Consider the following 16,428-nt stretch of genomic DNA (forward strand, 5'->3'; position numbering starts at 1 on the left):
TAGATATTAATTAATCTTAAATACAGAAGCAAGTGTAGATGCGATCGCATCTCTTGCATCTTTGAATGTTTGCGCGATCGGACGCTGTGTTTGTAGGAAAACTCGCGCACAATTACGTCCTGGCATCCCAGATATTGAACCACCTGGATGTGTTCCTGCACCTGTCAAAAATAAGTTGTCAATTGGTGTTTTATAGTTAGCAATTTCGGGTAAGGGACGGAAGAAAACCATTTGGTCTAAGGTCATATCAATATGATAGTAATTACCTTTATATGCACCTAGTCTTTCACCTAATTCGGCGGGACTTTCAACGCGACGGGCAATGATTGAATGTTGTAAATTTGGTGAATATTGTGCTAATTTGTCAACGACTTTATCGGCAACTTTATTTTTCAAATCATCCGTCCAACCAGTTCCTCTTAAACCAGTTTCTTCTGCACCTGCTATCTGATATGGGGCAAAAAATTCAATCCAGACTGTGTGTTTTCCAGGAGGCGCTAGGGATGGATCACGGAAACTAGGCATGACTACATACATCGAAGGGTCACTATCAGGAATTTCCCCCATAGTACACAAACTATGTGCTTTTTCGACATGCATCATTGAGTCAGCTATTAATATTGACCCCACTAAATATTCATCTTTATGCTCGTGATTAACAAAGTGTAACGGCTCGTCTAATGCCAAATCTATCTTGAGAATTGTTTCATTATTATTAACAATTCTTCTTTCTAATCGTTCACGCAAATTTTTATCCGCAGCATCAACATCACTACTATCCACTAACTGTAAAAATAACCGCTTGGCATCAATATTAGAAATCACACCACACTTCGCGCGATATTCATTAATTCCTGCTTGAACACCAACAGCTTTACCATCATCAATTAAGACTTTTTTTACATGCTGATCTGTTAATATTACTCCACCTAAACTAGTGACTAAATTCACTAAAGCTTGTACTAAAGCACCTGTACCACCACGGGGACGTGCCATGCCAGGGTTATGACGCATTGCCATCATCATCACACCAATAGCGAGGTTTTTTTGCGAAGGTGGTGCGCCTAATTCTGCTGCCAGCCGTGCTAAAGGTGCTTTTAAAAACTCCTCATCAAACCATTCATTGAGGATATCTTCAGCACTAGTTAACATTGTGCGGACAAAATCTAAAGTTTTATTTGGTGAACCAACAACTGAAAATAAATCTTTTATTTTGGCAATATCATAATTACCAAATATATCAATTACTGATTTTGGAGGTGCATTAAACATAGGAATCATCGCACTAATTGCACGTTGCCAATAATTTGTAAATTCGGCATATTTTTTGGCATCCCGTTCGTTATAACGGGCTATTTCGGTACAGGTTTTTTCTAGAGATTTATGCCCTAGAAAATATTTGCCATCGGGATGGGGACAAAATACAACTGGATCACAATCTAAATATTCTAAACCGTATTTTTCCAATTCTAATTCTTGAACAACAGGACCTAAATGAATAAATTCATGATCGATCGCACATAAATTAAATTTAAATCCTGGAGCTTCTGGTATACATTCTTCAGTTGTGGCTGCACCTCCAGGAACAGAGCGTTTTTCTAGCAAAATAACGCTATAACCAGCTTTGAGCAAATAGGCAGCACACACCAAACCGTTGTGTCCAGCACCAATAATTACGACATCATACTCTTGCATAATTGATATTTTAGTAATACATAATCTATCCCGATGCTAGAAATGACTTCATCTTTCTACATCATTCGGGAGTTATAAAAACTTACCTAGAAAGGTATATCTCTTATGATATTCCTTTTAGTAACTAAAATTCTGTATAGAAGATATTTTAATTGCCCGATGGAGAGAATTCTAGGAAATTGATACTTCTGGGAAAGTGTTATGTATTACAGAGGTACAAAGTAATTTCGAGCGATCGCAAATAATTTCGGTTATATTTTTTGTAGATAATTCTAAATACCCAACTATGTTTGTTTTCTTACTAGATGAAAATGGCAAATATCACCGCAATCAATTTCCAGCAAATGGTATTACCATTTCCCTCACATTTCCAAATTTAAAGTTCACAGTCGAAGAAATATTCAAAACTTGAGTATTTTCGCAAAAATATAATTTATTCTCTACCACTAAAAGGAATGGCAGGGATAATTTGTCATCAAAATTATCATTCCCCTTGCCAAGTATAACTAACTAACTGCGATCGCTCACAATTCACTTGCTTTAAAATAATAAAAAGCTTGAACAACAATAATTCAACAACGAGCAGTGAACCACGACGGGGAAATGCAACAACGCAGCAAACCGCAGGCAAAATCTAACTATTACACCATGCTGGGACTCCATCCCTCTGCATCTGTAATTGATATTCGCCGCGCTTACCGCGAACTCAGCAAGCGCTACCACCCAGATACAACTGATTTACCTGCTACTGTTGCTACAGCCCAATTTCAACAAATAAACGAAGCTTATGCAACCCTAAGCAGTCCAGAAAAACGATTCAACTACGATCTCAAAATCGGTTATTCCCGTTTTGGTGTCATCCAAGCACCACCCGATTTAAACCAACCCGTTTCCCATTCCGCTTACGACTGGACAAAATCAGCTTATATTGATGCTACAGACAGACCGCTTTCTGGTGGCGAATTATTTGCCCTATTCATTATGGGAATGACCCTTTTGGGCTGTTTGCTACTGGCGATCGCAGTTGGGATTATACGTGGAGATACTGCTTTTCAACCTGTCTCTCAACTACTTACCGATCACCTCGCATCAATGTGTACATTTATTTACCAACTGCGAGTCAGATAAAGATAAGATTATTAACATAAATTATAAATAATTTACTTCAACCTCCGGTGATAGACCGAAAGGTATTCTTGTCGTTTCACTCCTCATCCGTAAACTATGGCTATCTCTCCCGACACTCCCTTGTACAACCATTCCCTACCTGGAATCGAACAATGGTTACGTGAACAAGGTTGTCAGCAAGATGAACAGGAATTACACTGCTGGCGTTTACAAAAGACTACCTGGAGCGCCGAACTATGGCTAGATACGGAACAAATAACAGTTCGCTACATCCAAGCAGGAGAAGATGGACAAGATATTATGCGTTCCTTTAAATATTCCCTCAGTCGCCAAGATATTGAAAAAGCAGTCTTTGCCGGACCATAAATTAATGCTGGATGCTGAGAAAAATACTCAGCACTCAGCACTCAGGTGATTTGCGAAAAAGAAATTACCCATCTTGTTGTTGGTGTAGCGGGCAAGATGCCTGCACTACAAGAATTTTCGGGAAAACCTCTTCTTTTTCTGTAAAGTCAACCGTTTGTAGCGAGCAAGATGCCCGCACTACAAGAATTTTCGGTACATTATTTCCTGGAAATCTCCTCAGTCCTCAGCCCTCAATTAAATTTTCCCAAATCTCCGCTCGCGCTGCTGGTAGCTAGACAAAGCTTTATGTAACTGATTGCGGTCAAAATCGGGCCAAAGTGTATCCGTAACGTATATTTCTGTATAAGCAATTTGCCAGAGAAGAAAGTTACTAATCCGCATTTCCCCACTTGTGCGAATTAATAAATCTGGGTCATCAATACCAGCTGTATACAAATGCCGCTCAAATACTTCCTCGTCAATTTCTGAAGGTTTAAGCAAACCAGCCTCAACTTGTTGCGCGATCGCCCGGCAAGCTGATAGTATTTCTTGCCTACCACCATAATTAGTAGCGATCGTAAACTTAATGCCGCGATTGTTTTGAGTTTCCTCCATCGCGTTTTGAATCTGCTCTTGCAACGCTGCTGGTAATGCCTTTAAATTTCCAGCAAACTTAACCCGAACATTTTCCTTCATCATTTCGCGCAACTCTTGACGCAACACCACTTGAAACAAAGTCATCAAAAAATCAACTTCTTCAACTGGACGCTTCCAATTTTCTGTGGAAAAAGCATAAGCAGTTAGTGCTTCAATACCCCAATCATTACATGTACGTAAGATTTCTTTCAGGGCATTGACACCTTGCTTATGCCCCATAATTCTTGGTAATCCTCGATGCCTAGCCCATCGACCATTCCCATCACAAATCACGGCAACATGTCTAGGTAATAATTCGCGTTTTAGATCAGAAGGTAAAACTGGTAGTTCTGTTTGTTGTGCTGTCATTTTTTATCCCGAGAAGCGGTCGATGGTAATCCGAGTAAACGTGAAACCATAAAGAGTGCCTTGCTACGGATTTGCCTTCCTAAACTGAGTAATCCGGGTGCAACTGCTTCCCGGTCTACATTAGGAGAAAACTTGTCCTCAAGCAACTCTTTTAGTCTCCCAATTGTTAATGGTCTATTTAGGGTTCCCCGTTCTGCTAGAGAAATAGAACCTGTTTCTTCTGATACAACGACACAAATACAATTTTCGACTCGCTCAGTAATACCCATCGCCGCCCGGTGGCGTGTTCCCAACTGGCGCGAGGCTGTGCGTCCTGAAAGCGGTAGAATTATACCTGATGCGATAATCCGCGAGCCACGTACTAATGTAGCACCGTCGTGTAAAAGTGTCTTCGGCTGAAAAATAGTTTGAATTAGTTCTTTAGAAACTTCAGCATTTAGCTTGACACCAGGTACAGAAAAATCCCGTTCGTCAATCGGACCCTTAGTTTCTATAATTAACAAAGCCCCAATCCGGTTTTTCGACAGTTCTTTGACTGCTTCCACTATTTCATCAATCGTGCTATCAGACTTAGGAACCGATAAACTCGAAGGTTGAAACAATTGTCGGAACTCTCCACGTCCTAGCCGTTCCAAAAATCTGCGAAACTCAGATTGGAGTGCAACTGCCATCGCCACTGCACAACCAATTACCAATTTTTCTAATACAAAGTTCAATAGTTCCAGCCTCCACTGATGCGAGAGTGCTGAAGCCAACATCAAAATAATAAAACCTCGCACCATCCACAGCGTCCGGCGCTCATTAATTAGAACTAGCATCATATACGTTAGCGCCAGCACTAATACTATATCCAGTGTCTTCAGCAGCAAGGTGTGCGACCATTCCGGGGCTATCAGCTGCTTCAAAAAATCTTTCATGACACCTGGAAGGAAATATTCTGCTGCCAATACATTTGAGTCATTTGTCATTTGTCATTTATCCTTTGTCATTAGTCATCCGTTTTTTGCAAATGACCAATGACTAAGAACAAAGGACTAAGCTTTCAGTTTTTCGGGTAAACAATCTTGTCGAAGTAAATCCGCATAGGTTTCGCGTCGCAAAATGGTGTTTGCTTCGCCATCGGCAACTAAAACCGCAGCCGGACGAGGCACACGATTGTAGTTTGATGCCATACTGTAATTGTACGCACCTGTTGCCATGACTACTAGGATATCTCCAGACTGAGTTTTTGGTAGTTGAGCATTCTTAATTACAATATCCCCTGACTCGCAGTGTTTTCCGGCAACTGTCACAGTTTCAGTACAAGGTGCTGACATTTTGTTGGCAATTACTGCCCGGTAAATCGATTGGTAGGTAATTGGACGGGGATTATCTGACATGCCTCCGTCAACTGCAATATAATTACGAATTTCCGGGATTTCTTTAGATGAGCCGACTGTATAAGCAGTAACACAGGACGTTGCCACTAAAGAGCGTCCCGGCTCTGATAATAATTTTGGTAGGGTTACATTTGCTTCTGCACAAGCATTTTGAATTACTTCGCAAATTGGTTTTACCCACTCTTCGATACTTGGGGGGTCATCTGATTCTGTATACTTTATTCCTAAGCCACCACCAACATTTAATTCAGTAATATTTAATCCGTAAGTTGAAGCTTTAGTCAACCACTGCACCATTACTGCTGCTAAATCGCGATGGGGTTGACGTTCAAAAATTTGCGAACCAATATGGGCATGAACCCCCACACAGTTAAGAAAACTTTGTTTGCTGACGAATGTAAATACTTCGTCGAGTTGGTTGGGGTCAAATCCAAATTTACTGTCGAGGTGTCCAGTCCGAATATATTCGTGGGTGTGACATTCAATACCTGGAGTCAAGCGTAACAGAATACGGACGGGTTGCGAAGGAGAAGCAATCTTCACCAGAGTTTCCAGTTCGTACCAGTTATCAACAACAATGTTCACCTGTGATGTAATTGCCAGAACTAGTTCTTCCCGTGATTTATTATTACCATGGAAATATATTTTACTGGGACTAACTCCCGCAGCTAAAGCAGTGTGGAGTTCGCCTCCAGAGACGACATCAATTCCTAATCCTTCTTGGTGAGCGATCGCGCAAATTGCTAAACAACTCCATGCTTTGGAAGCATACAGGACTTGCGACTCCCCTTGGTAATAACGTTGAAAACTATCACGGTATTGGCGACAAGCTGCACGCAATGTTGCTTCATCGACTATATATAGGGGTGAACCGAATTGCTGTACTAGTTCTGGAACATCACAGCCACCTATTGCTAAATGGTCTTTGCTGTTAATACTAGCTGTTAGCGGTAGCAACTCCTGATTTGGAGAAGTTTCAATCTGATTGTTTTGAATCTGAGGTAAATATTTACTGCCTGAATCTTGAACCCCAGCCGGATGAGTCGATACCATAACTGTGAGAGTTGTCCTTGATTGTAATTAGAATTTGGGCATTGTCATACCCTGCCGATAGACACCCAGTCGCTTCTGCAAGTAGTTGCGATCGCGTCTATAACTTGAACATGGGCAATTTAATTGGTAATACTTAATGGGTAAGTAATTAGGTATTTAGTTAATGGGTAGTGGTGAGCAAGAATCAATGCTTTATCTAGTGCCCAATGCTCATTACCCATTTTAAATAAGCAAATACTCCCACTCCCAGTTTACAGAGGGAATGCACCATTACCAACAAGCGTGAACACACTCAATTTAACACTTCAGTCATTGACACAGAAGCACCTCAGTGCTGTCATCGAACTCGACCAAGCTTGTTTTGGTGGTCTGTGGACAATCGATGCATATCAACGAGAAATAGACAGTCCTAATAGTACTTTACTTGGTCTCATTTCCCCCCTCTCCCACATTGGTCTGTTGGCAATGGGTTGTTTTTGGTCAATCTTAGAGGAGGCACATATTACAATTTTGGCTGTTCATCCCCAATATCAACGTCAAGGTCTGGGACAAGCTTTACTATTTTCTCTACTGAAGACGGCTCATGAATCTGGTTTGGAGCGGGCTACCCTAGAAGTGAGAGCTTCTAACTTGGGTGCTACTACTTTATATCAGAAATTTGGCTTTAAGACAGCTGGATGCAGACGCGGCTACTACAAAGATAACGGCGAAGATGCCCTCATCCTTTGGCTGGGCGATATCCAAGACCCCCAATTCCCCAAAACTTTGGAGACTTGGCAGCAAATTACCGACAAACGCCTGAAATTATCTGGTTGGTTGTTTACTTGTTCTTAACTTATATGCCTTAAGTTATTACCTGTTGCCTCCTTTGTACCTTTTTCTGCAATCCTTAACAAATCTTTATTATTTGCTGAGAAATATTAATTTTTGAATTTTGTGCCGGCGATCGCACCAAAAACACCTCCTAAAGTTCAGATTCAACTTGACAGACAATAGGAAATGTGATAAAAATTTTCACTTAGGGGCTGTTTTAGCAAACACTCAACAAAAGTTAAAAACTGCCGAAAAATCAGTGTTTAAAAGGCTCTTGACGTTCGCCACCTCAGTACAGTAGTTAGGTCAAAGCAATAAAAAATTCAGGGTAAGTTCCGTAACCCGATATCCTCGTGGCAAATGCCTGTATCTTTATACAGACATCTGTTCGTTTTGGCTGTGCTAAAATCAGCGTACCGGCACGACGCAGGTGATGGGAAAACTGCCATATGTTTGAACGCTTCACAGAAAAAGCCATTAAGGTAATCATGCTCGCCCAAGAGGAAGCTCGAAGGCTAGGGCATAATTTTGTTGGTACCGAACAAATCCTCCTGGGTTTGATTGGTGAAGGTACCGGAGTAGCAGCAAAAGTACTGAAATCGATGGGTGTCAATCTCAAAGATGCCCGGATTGAGGTAGAGAAAATTATAGGTCGAGGTTCGGGCTTTGTAGCTGTGGAAATTCCGTTTACGCCACGGGCAAAGCGGGTTCTGGAACTATCTTTGGAAGAAGCGCGACAGTTGGGGCACAACTATATTGGCACCGAACATCTGTTGTTGGGCTTAATCCGAGAAGGGGAAGGAGTAGCAGCCAGAGTTTTAGAGAATCTTGGGGTTGACTTATCGAAAGTCAGAACCCAGGTAATTCGCATGTTGGGTGAAACTGCTGAGGTGACTCAGGGTGGTCCATCTAACCGGACGAAGACCCCAACGCTGGATGAATTTGGCTCAAACTTGACCCAAATGGCAGCCGACGGAAAGCTCGACCCAGTTGTGGGACGCGCCAAAGAAATTGAGCGCGTAATTCAAATTCTTGGTCGTCGGACTAAGAATAACCCAGTATTAATTGGTGAACCAGGGGTTGGTAAAACTGCCATTGCCGAAGGTTTAGCAACACGGATTTCTACTAAAGATGTCCCCGATATCCTCGAAGATAAGCGTGTTGTCACCTTGGATATAGGTTTGCTGGTAGCAGGAACCAAATATCGAGGTGAGTTTGAAGAACGCCTGAAGAAGATCATGGATGAGATTCGTCAGGCAGGAAATGTAATTTTAGTAATTGACGAGGTTCACACCTTAATTGGTGCGGGTGCGGCGGAAGGCGCAATCGATGCAGCCAACATCCTCAAGCCAGCATTGGCACGGGGTGAGTTGCAATGTATTGGTGCGACAACCCTAGATGAGTATCGCAAGCACATTGAACGCGATGCAGCATTAGAGCGTCGTTTCCAACCAGTCATGGTAGGAGAACCCTCAGTAGATGAAACCATAGAAATCTTGTACGGTTTACGCGATCGCTACGAGCAACACCACAAGCTGAAGATTTCCGACGAAGCTTTGTTGGCTGCGGCGAAGTTATCCGACCGTTATATATCTGACCGTTACCTCCCCGATAAAGCGATCGACCTCATCGATGAAGCTGGTTCGCGGGTACGTTTAATTAACTCCCAATTACCCCCAGCAGCTAAAGAGCTAGACAAAGAACTGCGTCAAATTCTCAAGGAAAAAGACGATGCAGTCCGCTCCCAAGACTTTGACAGGGCTGGAGAATTGCGCGATCGCGAAATGGAAATCAAAGCCGAAATCCGCGCGATCGCCCAAAACAAAGCAACTGGAAGCAAGAGCGAAGGTGGCGATGAACCTGTGGTGACAGAGGAAGACATCGCTCATATTGTTGCCTCTTGGACAGGTGTACCAGTGAATAAGCTGACGGAATCAGAATCCGAGAAGCTTTTACACATGGAAGATACCCTGCACCAGCGCCTTATTGGTCAAGAAGATGCAGTCAAAGCTGTGTCACGAGCAATTCGCCGCGCCCGTGTCGGTTTGAAGAACCCCAACCGACCTATTGCTAGCTTTGTTTTCTCCGGTCCTACCGGGGTTGGTAAAACCGAATTAGCAAAATCATTGGCTTCTTACTTCTTTGGCTCTGAAGAAGCAATGATTCGCCTAGATATGTCTGAGTACATGGAACGCCATACCGTCAGTAAACTGATTGGTTCGCCTCCAGGTTATGTAGGATACAACGAAGGCGGTCAGTTAACTGAGGCAGTACGTCGCAGACCTTACACAGTGGTGCTTTTCGATGAAATTGAGAAAGCGCACCCCGATGTATTCAATATGCTACTGCAAATCCTTGAAGACGGTAGATTGACTGATGCTAAAGGTCGGACTGTAGACTTCAAGAACACCTTATTAATTTTGACCTCGAACATTGGTTCTAAGGTAATTGAAAAAGGTGGTGGTGGTATTGGTTTCGAGTTTGCCGAAGATGCTAGCGAATCCCAATACAACCGGATTAAATTCTTGGTTAACGAAGAACTCAAAAACTACTTCCGTCCTGAGTTCCTCAATCGTCTCGACGAAATCATCGTCTTCCGTCAACTCAACAAAGCCGAAGTTACGGAAATTGCCGATATTATGCTCAAGGAAGTATTCGGTCGCTTGGGCGAAAAAGGCATCACCATGGAAGTTACCGATCGCTTCAAGGATAGGCTTATCCAAGAAGGTTATAACCCCAGCTACGGTGCTAGACCATTACGTCGGGCGATTATGCGCTTGTTAGAGGATAGTCTCGCCGAAGAGATTCTCTCTGGACGTATTAAAGACGGTGATATTGCCGTAGTTGATGTGGATGAAAGCAACAACGTTGTTGTTCGTCCGGGCGAACGTCCCGAACCACCAGTCTTAACCCCAGCCGGGGAATAGATGAGTTAGATTTTGGATTTTAGATTAAATTGAGAATCCGAAATTGAGAATTTATTAAGCGGTAGAGGATAAAAAATCTCTACCGCTTTTTACTGGTGACAAAACTAGCAAGTGCTGCAATCTGCGTACCTGGAGGCTCTACTAACGGATATATTTTGCTAAACTGCGATGGTGGCGCAAGTCTCACACATCCGGCATCGTTTGAGTTGATTATTTGGTTAGAAATGATATGGCTTCTCAGGAAAATAATGCAAAAACAAATTCAGCTACCTCACAGTTATGGAAGAATATTCGTGAGAATATCACATTAGTGGCGATCGCCCTTTTTCTCGCTTTTCTAATCCGTACCTTTATTGCTGAACCCCGCTACATTCCTTCACCTTCGATGGTGCCAACTTTATATGAAGGGGATAGGCTAGTAGTGGAGAAGATATCCTATCACTTTAACCAGCCACATTTTGGCGACATCGTGGTATTCACCCCTCCATTAGAACTACAACGCCAAAGAAAAATAGACAAAGATCAAGCCTTCATCAAACGCATCATTGCCACACCAGGGGAAACAATCAGTATCCAAGAGGGTAGAGTTTATCGGAATGGACAAGCCATCCAAGAAAACTACATCGCCGAACCTCCAAATCAAGCATTTCCAGAAATTAAAGTCCCCCCTAATGAATTTTTTGTCATGGGAGATAATCGCAACAATAGTTACGATTCGCGTTACTGGGGATTTGTACCTAGTGAAAATATTATTGGTAGAGCGGTATTTCGGTTTTATCCTGTGAATAAAATTGGCGTGATTTAGGTTAATTTTAACTATAAGTATTCGTGTAAAAATAAATTGAACAAGTAGTGTGGAGAGGAGTTTCCGGGGAGATGTTCTTCACGGAAAACTCCGGAGCCGGAAAGCCCACCTTTGGGAAATAGCAAGCGAGACGCTGACACTACTTATTTTTACATGATTCCTCAGAAGTAGTCAGAATAGAGGAATCAGAAAATAGTAGTCAGAATTTCCTTTCTAGATTCTGGCTCCTGACTCTTGAATTATCCTTCGGTATCAAACCATCAAAACTTCAAGTAATACATCAACTGCGCCAACACATCCCCAGGTAAATTTAAGCGCCTTTGAAAATCGACTATATCTCGGTACAATCCATTCTCGACACGATTTTTAACCACAGCTTCAGCTAACAACAAATCCATAAAGGGCGTGTTTGCCAGCACTTCTACAGTTGCAGTATTAATCTGAATAAATTTTGTCGCAATCTCGATCGCCTCATCGTCATAATAATCAAAAGTCAGTATCGCTTGAAAATATTCAAATCTCACCGGAGATAGGCTCAAAGCCGCAGCAATATCTTCAACACAGTAAAATTTAACACCTGCTTTCGATAGTTCTACTAGTGTTTTTGCCTGATGTATTGATAATCCTGGTAAACGTAACCAGTCGTCAACAGTAGCATTATTAGCATCAATACGGATACCCAACTGAGATGCGATCGCAATTTCTTCCCCCGATTGGAAGCGGTAGTAAGGATTACTCAGTATTTGATTTCGGAGCTTTTGTAATCTCAGATTAAATCGAAAAGAATTCATTGATACCTAAATGATCAAATATGCTCTAACAACTGACGACGCTTTTGCTCAAATTCGTATTCCGTAATCAAACCATCTTGACGCAATGTATCTAACTCACGTAAGGCATCGGCAATCGAAGCAACTTGCATACCCGCAGTTTGGGAGATTCTTGTCGATTTTCCCAAGTTGAAATTTTGATCAAAACTCTCTTCATCCTGTGCCAAAAACCAAACGCCTTCAATTGCACTGGCAACTTTCGGAATTGGTGTCCAAGAAAGCAAAACATAAACTACACCCCATAAGGGTTGACCCAAATAGAACTTATGTAACCCAGAAATTGTTAATGTCCCAGCAAATGCCAAGACAGCAGCAACACTTCGGCTTTTATGTTGATTTTTGAACATACTTGATTCAGATAAATTTTACTGCTAGCAGGGTAATTCGTTTGCTTGAACCTACTTAAACCTATTAGAACAGATATATTAACAAACTAGCTGGAGAAATTTCGCTTTGTAGCTATTACCTTGCTTTTCCCCTTTCATCTTCTCAGTCAAGTGTTGAAATCTCGGTACAAAACCGTACTTAAACCGTGACTTACCAAAATATCGCTCTGGACTAGAATAAAACAAGAGGCGAAAGTATGAAAGCAACTGAGAGCAATAACTCAGTCGAGTGGGAGTAACATGGGATTCTTTGACTCTGACATCATTCAACAAGAAGCAAAGCAATTATTTGAAGATTATCAAGCATTGATTCAGCTTGGTAATGGCTACGGAAAATTTGACCGTGAAGGCAAAAAGTTGTTCATTGAGCAAATGGAAGCAATGATGGAGCGCTATCGCATCTTTATGAAGCGCTTTGAGCTATCGGAGGATTTCATGGCTCAAATGACTATGGAGCAATTAAAAACACAACTCGGTCAATTTGGTGTCACTCCGCAGCAAATGTTTGACCAAATGAATATGACGTTACAACGTATGAAAACTGAATTAGAAAAACAAAAATGACCAAGTTAGGAGTAATAAAGTTGAGGTTTAGTAGTTAGAAATTGGCAATTAAGAGTTCAAAAATTAAGTAACTTGATTTAAAAAACACTTTCACTCAAAAGTTGATCAATTTATCAATCCAAACTCTTAAACTCATAACTCACAACTTATCACTCTTAACTTTTATCCCCCTTTGGGACGAGGGAACTGCGAAGTGGGTTTAAAGTTTTCCACAGGTACATCTTTAAGTGCCCGTCGCATAAAGTCAGCCCAAATTGGCGCTACGGTTGTACCGCCGGTTGCGCCGCGTGCCAATTGTCTATTATCATCTCGACCGATCCAAACTGCGGTTGTTAGCTGCGGTACAGTTCCTACAAACCAAATATCTTTTTCTGAAGATGTGGTTCCCGTTTTTCCTGCAGCAGGGCGACCGATCGCAGCATTTTTCCCTGTCCCTTCCGTAATTACCGATCGCATCACGTCAATAGTAGCTGCTGAAGCCCAGGGGTCTAGAACTAGCTGGGGTTTTGGCGTATTATCCAGCAATACATTTCCACTACTGTCTGTAACGCGCACAATCACAGTCGGGGGAGACTGCCAACCATAATTGGCAAAGGTGGCATAAGCACTAGCCATTTCCAACGGTGTCAAACCGATCGCACCCAGAGGTAACGAGGTGACAGGTTCCATCGGACTGGTAATTCCTAAAATCCGGCAAGTCTCCACAACCTTGTTCATCCCGATACCTTTACCAAGCTTAATTACGGGAATGTTACGTGATTGTGCTAAGGCATAACGAATCGACATGGAACCACCAAAACTACCATCATAGTTACGGGGGGAATACATCCCATCGCCATCACGGTAGCTGACAGGAGTATCCAGGACTGTCGAATTCGGTGTGTATTTTCCAGTTGCGAAAGCCGCATAGTAAACAAATGGCTTGAATGCAGAACCGGGCTGACGTAACGCTTGGGTTGCCCGGTTAAATTCACTGGTTTTCGCATCAACACCACCCACAAGCGCCTTAACATAGTGGGTACGTGGGTCTACTGCCACCAATGCCATTTGGTTTTTGTATAAGCCTTGACTAAGAAGCCGCTTATGCCACTTACTGACGGTTTCTTCAGCCATGCGTTGAAAATCGCTGTCTATAGTGGTTTGCACACGCATTCCACCTTTTAGAAGTGCCTCACGACCAAATTTTCGCGCTAGTTCTGCCGATACAGCATTAGTAACGAAGGGTAAAGCACTACCTTGGAAGGAGCGGATTCTACCTAATTTAATTTTTTCATTTAGGGCATTATCGTGTTCTTTTTGACTAATCCAACCGAGAGTCAGCATCCGTGACAAAACAATCGCTTGCTGTTCCTTCGCTTTTTTCATATTCACGAAGGGGCTATATTGTTCTGGGGCTTGGATTAAAGCCGCCATCATTGCCGATTCCGCCAAGGTGAGGTTTTCTGCACCCTTGTTAAAATAGCTGCGAGCTGCCGTTTGTACCCCATAATTATTGTGACCCCAATAAACTTGGTTGAGGTACATTTCCAAAATATGGTCTTTGGACAAAATTTGTTCGAGGCGAATAGCTAAAACGGCTTCCGCGATTTTCCGGGTAAAGTCACGACGACGCGATAGAAACAGGTTTTTTACCAACTGCATGGTTACAGTTGAACCACCTTCCCGCACCCCCCCAGACCTTAAGTTGCTGGCGATCGCTCGTCCCACACCTTTGGGGTTAATCCCATGGTGAAAATAAAAATCAGCATCTTCACTCGCTAATACAGCCCGTTTAAGTTCCGGAGAAATGCGATCGAGGGGTACAACTTCGCGGTTTGCTTCCCCGTGGATGCTCGCGAGAAGTTTACCTTTAACGTCGTAGAGGTAGGTGGTTTCGGAGGGAAAAAAGTTACGTAGCTGCCTCACATCAGGCAGATTTCGGAAACTGATGGCTAAACCGACTAGTCCTCCGGCTACAATAGAGCTTGTCAGCATGGTAATGGCTAGAAGGGTTCCGCCAGTTACTTGACCAACACCCTTGACAAACTCTAAACCAGATGTAGTCTGATCTGGGTTTTTCTTATCTTCAAAAGTCCTTGACGACACGGCGATTTCACTTCCTCACATGTATATATAAGTGTAATTTCTTGGGCGAAGCAAGGCGGTTGATTTTTTGTAATTATATTAATTTGGCAGATGAACTTTTAGACAAAATCAATAGTGACTATAACCAATCCAACTTCTCTTGTGCAAAACATCGCTGATAATCAACCTAACAATCAACTTTCCAGTATGACGCATAATTTATCGTGGTTGCGTCGCGGGACAGCAGAAATTTTCCCACAAGCAACCGATGCTCACAGCGAAAACGATAACCTTGAAAGCTTGCTGGTTAAAATTGACCGTCCTTTGCGGGTAAAATTGGGTATTGACCCAACAGGCTCCGATATTCATCTCGGTCATAGCATACCTATGCGGAAATTACGAGCTTTCCAGGATGCTGGGCATACGGCTGTTTTAATTATTGGTGATTTTACAGCCCGAATTGGCGACCCGACGGGTAAATCGGATGTGCGTCGGCAATTGACTGAAGCTGAAGTACAGCAAAATGCGAAGACCTATCTTGACCAAATACGCCCAATTTTAGATTTTGATACACCCGGACGCTTAGAAATCCGTTATAACTCGGAATGGCTGGCTCGGCTAGATTTAGGCAAAATTTTAGAGTTATTGTCCACAATGACTGTAGGGCAAATGTTGGAGAAAGAAGGGTTTGATTTACGCTATAAGGCGCAAAGCCCTATTTTTCTACATGAGTTTATGTATCCTTTGATGCAAGGCTACGATTCAGTTGCTGTAGAAGCGGATGTGGAATTGGGTGGTACTGACCAGAAATTTAACATTGCCCTAGGGAGGGATTTACAACGTCACTTTGGGCAAAAACCTCAATTTGGCTTGTTATTACCAATTTTAATCGGAACTGATGGTGTCCAGAAAATGTCTAAATCCATCGGTAATTACGTAGGATTATCAGACCATCCGAATCAAAAATACCAAAAGTTGCAGGCAATACCCGACAATTTGCTAGAGCAGTATTTTGAATTATTAACAAATTTACCTTTGGACAGTTTGCCCCCAGATGGACGGGAGAAGCAGAAAATGCTGGCATGGGAGATTGTGAGACAGTATCACGGAGAGGTAGGAGCAGCAGCAGCCCAGAAAGCCGCAGAATCAGGAGGTCAGGAGGGTGATATTCCCGAATTTTCTCTTGCTGGTGTGGAATTTCCAGCGAGGTTGGCATCAATCCTCAAAGATAGTGGCTTATGCGATAGCAACAAAGCAGGTAAACGCAAAATTGAAGAAGGGGGAGTACGGATTGACGGTGAAAAAATCACTGATGGCGAAATCACTTTCCCCAATCAGGAAGAACTCAAAGGAAAAGTTCTCCAACTGGGGAAAAAAAAGTTTATCCGCTTAGTTTGAGTTTTTAGTTAAGTAGTTCATTGAGTCATCTTAATT

General features: G+C 42.4%; 16 protein-coding genes. 8 read left to right on the forward strand and 8 right to left on the reverse strand.

Annotated elements, in window-relative coordinates:
• Nucleotides 1-6 precede the first annotated feature (6 nt).
• A complete protein-coding gene (crtO, locus tag VB733_RS08150) occupies nt 7-1,695 on the reverse strand; it encodes a beta-carotene ketolase CrtO (protein ID WP_323339570.1) in 1,689 nt (562 codons plus the stop codon).
• 196 nt (nt 1,696-1,891) lie between these two features.
• Between crtO and VB733_RS08155 the strand changes: the two genes are divergently transcribed.
• From VB733_RS08155 to VB733_RS08165, 3 genes are all read left to right on the forward strand, one after another.
• Nucleotides 1,892-2,107 (forward strand): hypothetical protein, encoded by a 216-nt coding sequence (locus VB733_RS08155; RefSeq protein WP_323339571.1) that lies wholly within the window; start codon nt 1,892-1,894, stop codon nt 2,105-2,107.
• Between the two features lie 191 nt (nt 2,108-2,298).
• On the forward strand, nt 2,299-2,823 hold the full coding sequence (locus tag VB733_RS08160) for a J domain-containing protein (protein WP_323339572.1): 525 nt from the start codon (nt 2,299-2,301) through the stop codon (nt 2,821-2,823).
• Between the two features lie 96 nt (nt 2,824-2,919).
• The gene (locus tag VB733_RS08165) at nt 2,920-3,189 is read left to right on the forward strand and encodes a DUF3143 domain-containing protein (RefSeq protein WP_323339573.1); all 270 of its coding nucleotides are present in this window, start codon (nt 2,920-2,922) and stop codon (nt 3,187-3,189) included.
• 234 nt (nt 3,190-3,423) lie between these two features.
• On the opposite strand, the gene VB733_RS08170 is transcribed toward VB733_RS08165, so the two are convergent.
• The 3 genes from VB733_RS08170 to lysA all read right to left on the reverse strand — a co-directional run bounded on the left by VB733_RS08170 (nt 3,424) and on the right by lysA (nt 6,605).
• Entirely contained in the window at nt 3,424-4,173 is a 750-nt protein-coding gene (locus VB733_RS08170) for an isoprenyl transferase (protein ID WP_323339574.1), read from the reverse strand.
• Complete coding sequence (gene cdaA, locus VB733_RS08175; protein WP_323339619.1) at nt 4,170-5,090, reverse strand: diadenylate cyclase CdaA; 921 nt, start codon at nt 5,088-5,090, stop codon at nt 4,170-4,172. Before cdaA ends, VB733_RS08170 begins: the two co-directional genes overlap by 4 nt.
• Nucleotides 5,091-5,207: 117 nt before the next feature.
• Nucleotides 5,208-6,605, reverse strand: coding sequence for a diaminopimelate decarboxylase (lysA, locus tag VB733_RS08180; protein ID WP_323339575.1), 1,398 nt, complete (start codon nt 6,603-6,605; stop codon nt 5,208-5,210).
• Between the two features lie 282 nt (nt 6,606-6,887).
• Between lysA and rimI the strand changes: the two genes are divergently transcribed.
• Complete coding sequence (gene rimI / locus VB733_RS08185; protein WP_323339576.1) at nt 6,888-7,439, forward strand: ribosomal protein S18-alanine N-acetyltransferase; 552 nt, start codon at nt 6,888-6,890, stop codon at nt 7,437-7,439.
• A 280-nt stretch (nt 7,440-7,719) separates the two neighbouring features.
• On the opposite strand, the gene VB733_RS08190 is transcribed toward rimI, so the two are convergent.
• Entirely contained in the window at nt 7,720-7,884 is a 165-nt protein-coding gene (locus VB733_RS08190) for a hypothetical protein (protein WP_323339577.1), read from the reverse strand.
• On the opposite strand from VB733_RS08190, the gene VB733_RS08195 reads away from it, so the two are divergent.
• Both VB733_RS08195 and lepB read left to right on the forward strand, forming a co-directional pair.
• Entirely contained in the window at nt 7,868-10,345 is a 2,478-nt protein-coding gene (locus VB733_RS08195; RefSeq protein ID WP_323339578.1) for an ATP-dependent Clp protease ATP-binding subunit, read from the forward strand. The genes VB733_RS08190 and VB733_RS08195 overlap by 17 nt on opposite strands.
• Before the next feature lie 229 nt (nt 10,346-10,574).
• Nucleotides 10,575-11,150, forward strand: a complete 576-nt coding sequence (gene lepB, locus VB733_RS08200; RefSeq protein WP_323339579.1) for a signal peptidase I — start codon at nt 10,575-10,577, stop codon at nt 11,148-11,150.
• A gap of 260 nt (nt 11,151-11,410) precedes the next feature.
• Here the strand turns inward: lepB and VB733_RS08205 are convergent, their stop codons facing one another.
• Nucleotides 11,411-11,941, reverse strand: coding sequence for a ComEA family DNA-binding protein (locus VB733_RS08205; RefSeq protein ID WP_323339581.1), 531 nt, complete (start codon nt 11,939-11,941; stop codon nt 11,411-11,413).
• A 14-nt stretch (nt 11,942-11,955) separates the two neighbouring features.
• On the reverse strand, nt 11,956-12,327 hold the full coding sequence (locus VB733_RS08210) for an NINE protein (protein WP_323339582.1): 372 nt from the start codon (nt 12,325-12,327) through the stop codon (nt 11,956-11,958).
• Nucleotides 12,328-12,606: 279 nt separating this feature from the next.
• On the opposite strand from VB733_RS08210, the gene VB733_RS08215 reads away from it, so the two are divergent.
• On the forward strand, nt 12,607-12,930 hold the full coding sequence (locus VB733_RS08215; protein ID WP_096609798.1) for a DUF1825 family protein: 324 nt from the start codon (nt 12,607-12,609) through the stop codon (nt 12,928-12,930).
• Between the two features lie 162 nt (nt 12,931-13,092).
• Here VB733_RS08215 and VB733_RS08220 read toward each other — a convergent pair whose 3' ends face one another.
• Complete coding sequence (locus VB733_RS08220) at nt 13,093-15,015, reverse strand: transglycosylase domain-containing protein (RefSeq protein ID WP_323339583.1); 1,923 nt, start codon at nt 15,013-15,015, stop codon at nt 13,093-13,095.
• Between the two features lie 114 nt (nt 15,016-15,129).
• Between VB733_RS08220 and tyrS the strand changes: the two genes are divergently transcribed.
• A complete protein-coding gene (tyrS, locus tag VB733_RS08225) occupies nt 15,130-16,392 on the forward strand; it encodes a tyrosine--tRNA ligase (RefSeq protein WP_323339584.1) in 1,263 nt (420 codons plus the stop codon).
• The last annotated feature ends 36 nt before the right edge of the window (nt 16,393-16,428 follow it).

It is taken from the genome of Calothrix sp. UHCC 0171 (assembly GCF_034931845.1).
Taxonomy (GTDB): Bacteria; Cyanobacteriota; Cyanobacteriia; order Cyanobacteriales; family Nostocaceae; genus Brunnivagina.

Bases quoted from the DNA above. Each gene is read 5' to 3' on its own strand.
- VB733_RS08165 (WP_323339573.1), top strand. From the start codon at position 2,920: ATGGCTATCTCTCCCGACACTCCCTTGTACAACCATTCCCTACCTGGA.
- VB733_RS08215 (WP_096609798.1), top strand. From the start codon at position 12,607: ATGGGATTCTTTGACTCTGACATCATTCAACAAGAAGCAAAGCAATTA.
- crtO (WP_323339570.1), bottom strand. From the start codon at position 1,695: ATGCAAGAGTATGATGTCGTAATTATTGGTGCTGGACACAACGGTTTG.
- lysA (WP_323339575.1), bottom strand. From the start codon at position 6,605: ATGGTATCGACTCATCCGGCTGGGGTTCAAGATTCAGGCAGTAAATAT.
- VB733_RS08205 (WP_323339581.1), bottom strand. From the start codon at position 11,941: ATGAATTCTTTTCGATTTAATCTGAGATTACAAAAGCTCCGAAATCAA.
- VB733_RS08195 (WP_323339578.1), top strand. From the start codon at position 7,868: ATGTTTGAACGCTTCACAGAAAAAGCCATTAAGGTAATCATGCTCGCC.
- VB733_RS08160 (WP_323339572.1), top strand. From the start codon at position 2,299: ATGCAACAACGCAGCAAACCGCAGGCAAAATCTAACTATTACACCATG.
- VB733_RS08210 (WP_323339582.1), bottom strand. From the start codon at position 12,327: ATGTTCAAAAATCAACATAAAAGCCGAAGTGTTGCTGCTGTCTTGGCA.
- lepB (WP_323339579.1), top strand. From the start codon at position 10,575: ATGGCTTCTCAGGAAAATAATGCAAAAACAAATTCAGCTACCTCACAG.
- VB733_RS08170 (WP_323339574.1), bottom strand. From the start codon at position 4,173: ATGACAGCACAACAAACAGAACTACCAGTTTTACCTTCTGATCTAAAA.
- cdaA (WP_323339619.1), bottom strand. From the start codon at position 5,090: ATGAAAGATTTTTTGAAGCAGCTGATAGCCCCGGAATGGTCGCACACC.